Below are 1,733 nucleotides of genomic sequence, written 5' to 3' on the forward strand. Positions count from 1 at the left end.
TGCTGAAGGGTTTCGGGTGCCGTCAGGCGTACGAAAGCCTCTCATGCAGGAACCCGCGGTCCGTGCGCGGTGAGCTATGGGGATTTGTGTTTCGGGGTGTGCCAGCGTCTGTCGCAGACGTCCACATGGGGCGCTGTTGGCTGATCGAGCATGCGGCTTCTAGGCCAGGTCGGAGAGCTTCTTGCGGTGATACCGACGGACTTCACCTGCCTGACGACCGGCGCCATAGCGAGGCGCGCATACCGTCCCATTGACCCGCGCCGGCGTGGCGCGGTCGTGCGAGGAAGTGGTCCATGCCGGGTCATGGGGCGGTCTCCCGGTTCGTCGTCCGTGCGCCCGGTGGTCCGCGCGGCTGCCTGCACCGTTCGAACACCTCGATGACGATCATGCGGCCGCCGCAGCACGGGCACGGCGGGCGGAAGTCGTCCGGTTGCGCCGGAGGATCGTTCGTGACGGGAGGCGCGGCCGCCAGCAGTTGGCGGGCGAGCGCGAGGCAGTCCTTGCGAGAGCCGCCTGCGAGCAGGCCGTAGTGGCGGATGCGATGGAAGCCGCGCGGCAGGACATGGAGCAGGAAGCGGCGGATGAACTCGTCGGTCGCGAGCGTCATGACGCGCTGGCGGTCGGCGCCGTCGCGGCGATAGTCCTTATAGCGGAAGATGACGCCGTCCTCGTCGAAACGGATAAGGCGGCGGTTCGAGATGGCGACCCGGTGCGTGTAGCGCGACAGATAGGCGAGCACCGCTTCAGGCCCGGCGAAGGGCGGCTTGGCGTAGACCACCCAGCGCTTCTTCCTGACGGGAGCCAAGTGGCGCAGGAAGGCCCGTCGCTCGGCGAGGTGCGCCATCGATCCGAAGAAGACGAGCCGCCCGGCGTCGTGCAGCGTGAGCAGTCGGGTGAGGAACAGGCGGCGGAAGAGCTTGCCGAGCACGCGCACAGGGAGCAGGAAGGCCGGGTGCGAGGAGACCCAATGCGTCCCGTCAGGCGCGATGCCGCCGCCCGGCACGATCATGTGCACGTGCGGATGGTGGGTCATCGCCGAGCCCCATGTGTGGAGGACGGCGGTGATGCCGATGCGCGCGCCGAGATGCTGGGGGTCCGCCGCGATCGTCAGCATCGCCTCCGATGTCGCCTTGAACAGCAGGTCGTAGACCACCGCCTTGTTCTGGAACGCGATATCGGCGACCTCGGCGGGGAGCGTGAAGACGACGTGGAAGTAGCCAACCGGCAGCAGGTCGGCTTCGCGCTCGGCGAGCCATGTCCGTGCGGCCGCGCCCTGGCACCTGGGACAGTGCCGGTTGCGGCAGCTGTTGTAGGCGATGCGCCACTGGCCGCAGTCCTCGCAGGCCTCGACGTGACCGCCAAGGGCTGCGGTGCGGCAGTTCTCGATCGCTGACATCACCTTGAGATGCTGCTGGCTCAGGTGCCCTGCATGGGTAGCCCGGTAGGCGGGCCCAGCAGCACGGAAGATGTCGGCAACCTCCAGGTCCGCGCGCACCGGTTCAGCCGGGGGGCGACTTATCCTCCATCAGCGCCATCAGCCGGTCGAGCGGCCCTGCGACCGCGTGGATCGTCCGGGTCGAGACCTTGGTGTAGAGCGCTGTCGTTTCGAGCTTGCTGTGCCCGAGCAGCACCTGGATGACGCGGATGTCGACATCCTGCTCGAGCAGGTGGGTGGCGAAGCTGTGCCGCAGCGTATGCGGGCTGACGCGCTTGCGGATGCCGGCCACTTCGGC

The 1,733-nt window shown here is 68.1% G+C and carries 2 protein-coding genes; both read right to left on the minus strand.

Annotation, left to right across the window (positions count from 1 at the left end; all coding sequences use genetic code 11):
* Positions 1 to 301: 301 nt before the first annotated feature.
* Positions 302 to 1,495 carry an IS91 family transposase gene (locus tag JQK88_RS35345; RefSeq protein WP_203281198.1) on the minus strand — a complete coding sequence of 398 codons (1,194 nt, stop codon included), beginning with the start codon at positions 1,493 to 1,495 and terminating at the stop codon, positions 302 to 304.
* A 4-nt stretch (positions 1,496 to 1,499) separates the two neighbouring features.
* Positions 1,500 to 1,733 (minus strand): tyrosine-type recombinase/integrase (locus JQK88_RS35350; protein WP_203281200.1); only part of this gene is annotated, 234 nt, incomplete at its 5' end.

Source organism: Mesorhizobium caraganae, from assembly GCF_016836705.1.
Classification (GTDB): Bacteria; Pseudomonadota; Alphaproteobacteria; order Rhizobiales; family Rhizobiaceae; genus Mesorhizobium; species Mesorhizobium caraganae.